Origin of the sequence: Dyadobacter psychrotolerans (genome assembly GCF_004349265.1) — a bacterium.
Classification (GTDB): domain Bacteria; phylum Bacteroidota; class Bacteroidia; order Cytophagales; family Spirosomataceae; genus Dyadobacter; species Dyadobacter psychrotolerans.
Genome location: NZ_SMFL01000037.1, coordinates 1 through 2,647 on the forward strand (window position 1 = coordinate 1; position 2,647 = coordinate 2,647).

Sequence of the window (2,647 nt, forward strand, 5' to 3'; positions counted from 1 at the left end):
TGAGTATGGCATTGAAAGTGAGCCACCTTCGGAGCTGCAAACTGAGCCACTTAGAAGAGATATAATCAGTAGCATTACAAAATTAAAAACTAAACTGGATTTTGCTGCATATTCATTCTTACTCTCATTGACTGCCCTTTTAATTCGATACGGTTTGCATGCTGTAAAATTCGATCCATTATGGCATCGCCCAGAGTCGGTTCTGCCAGGTAATCATACCATTTGTTAATCGGTAACTGAGAAGTTATGATAGTCGATGATTTAGCATGCCTGTCTTCAATCAGCTGCATTATTGCCATTTTAGCATGGTTATCCAGAGGCTGTAATCCCCAATCGTCAAGGATAAGTAAATGCATTCTTTCAAGACGCGCCAATTCTTTCGCGTAAGAGCCATCAGCTTTGGCAAGGTGAAGTTTCTGCAAGAGTTTGGGTAAAGAAAAATAGGCCACCCGTAAACCCATCTGACAAGCCTGGTAACCCAAAGCCGTAGCGACAAAGCTTTTACCGCAGCCTGTAGCACCCGTTATGAGAACATTTTCACTTCGGGTAATGAAGCTTGTATCCGCCAGACGGAGAATCAGGTTTTTATCCAGGTTCCTTTCAGGCTGATACTCAATCTCTTCAACAGCAGATTGATATCTGAACTTTGCCTGTTTAATTGCGATCTGCATTTTCCGGTGCTGTCTATGCTCATATTCAGCATGGATCAGATGCGCTACGAGTTGATCTGTGGTGAGCTGCTTATCGATCGGTAAAGTAATGATCGTTTCAAAAGCCTGTGCCATCCCTGGTAGGGATAATTGACGCATCTGGTCAAGGGTTGCCTGATTGTTCATGTTATTTTATTGTTTGATTGTTAATATTTACTTTGATTAATATTGAGCGGCATTTTATCTTTTTTCATTAGCTGCTTATTGATAAGAATCGGCTCCTCTGATATTGTCATGTAGCGGAATAACAGGCCGTGGGGTACCATCGGGATCGGTGAAGGTGATCTCTTCATCTACTAACTGGATACGGTCCAGTTCACGGTTTAGAATGGACTTTATCAGCGTTGCGGAGATATGATTATAATATAAAGCCCTTTCACAGGCTTTCTCCAGACGCTGTGCCGTGTAACGTTTAGCAAAACTTAAAACCCCTACACAGGAGCGGTAAGCCTGTTCCGGATAAACCCTCATTCGTAAGATTTCATCAATGGCAAGCCGGGTATTAGGACCAATTTTGTCTGCCTGCTCTTCAAAAAAAAGTGGGGACCAACTGTTAATCCACTGATGACTGGGATGTAAATGCTCTTTTAATGTGGTATAACGGCCTTTGGTAATGAGCCTTTCATGGCATGCAACGCGTTGGTGATTATGATAAATCTCTACTGACTCATGTGTATAAATCAATTTCACCTGTTTACCAGTTAGCCTGTAAGGGACTGAGTAGTAATGCTTATCCTCCTTTAAAGTGGCATGGCCGTTAGGATGGACTTTTGATAAGGAGAACTTTTTTAATTGATAATGTTTTGAGGGTAAAGGAATTAGAATAGACTTTTCTAATTCGATAAACCGCTCACGGCGTGAACTTTCTTTTCCCTTTTGTTGAACATCATTATGAATTTCCAGGAGCTCCCAAACAGCGGAATTGAGCTGGTCAAGGGAATGAAAGATACGGTTGCGCAATGGAGCATAGATACGCCCATAAAGAATATTAACAGCGCTCTCCACCAATGCCTTGTCTTTCGGCTTTCGGCTACGGGCCGGAAAAATGCAAGTTCCGTAATGAGATGCAAAATCTGCAAGAGTCTGGTTAATCTCAGGTTCATAACGATCTGCTTTATTGACGGCTGCTTTCAGATTATCCGGAACAATGGCTTGCGGGGCACCACCAAAATAAGCAAGGGCACTACTCAGAGCCAGGATAAAGTCCTCTTTTCGCTGGCTCATTACGCACTGAGCATAAGTAATTTGCGAGCAAGGTAAAATAGCTACAAAGAACTCTACTGGAATTTGCTGTCCTGTCTCAATGTCTATCAGATGGAGTTTGTCACCTGCAAAATCTACGAAAAGTTTATCGCCGGCTTTGTGCTCAATATGCATGGTAACTTTTTGAGATGCCTGCCATTGGCGAAAAAGATTGCAGAAGTGGCGGTATCCGGTCCCGGTCGGATGTTTTAGACAATATTCCGTCCACAATGTCATCCGGCTTACACCCACATGGGTAAGTTCTTTTACATAGCCTGGGAAAAGAGCATAAAGCTCACGATGAGATGCCGGGACTTCTACTATCACCGGATTAAGCAACTTGTCCAGCTGCTCCTCTGTCCACGATAAAAAGGTTAATAAATCCGGGTTGTGACTGGACAATTGCTTTAGATAGCTGTCGAGCGTATTGCGGGATATACCTAAAACCCGGGCAATAAAGCGGTTACTCTTCTTTGAGGCCCGCAGTTCAATGATGCGTTTGACTTGAAACATTTGGATTCGCTGGTTAGCCATGGTTCATCTGGCAGCGACCGCTATGTTTCAGGTCAATACCAGGACAAACTTCAGGAATTACAGCTACCAAATTATACCTCTCCAAAGTGGCTCAAGTTGCACTTCCGGGAGTGGCTCAGTTTGCACTTCCGGAGGTGGCTCAGTTTGCGCCTCTTTTCTCA

The 2,647-nt window shown here is 43.4% G+C and carries 2 protein-coding genes; both read right to left on the reverse strand.

Going from position 1 to position 2,647, the window contains the following annotated elements; genetic code table 11:
- Positions 1-89: 89 nt before the first annotated feature.
- Entirely contained in the window at positions 90-836 is a 747-nt protein-coding gene (gene istB / locus E0F88_RS33460) for an IS21-like element helper ATPase IstB (protein WP_131963147.1), read from the reverse strand.
- Positions 837-911: 75 nt separating this feature from the next.
- Complete coding sequence (istA, locus tag E0F88_RS33465; RefSeq protein WP_229213995.1) at positions 912-2,465, reverse strand: IS21 family transposase; 1,554 nt, start codon at positions 2,463-2,465, stop codon at positions 912-914.
- Positions 2,466-2,647: the final 182 nt, after the last annotated feature.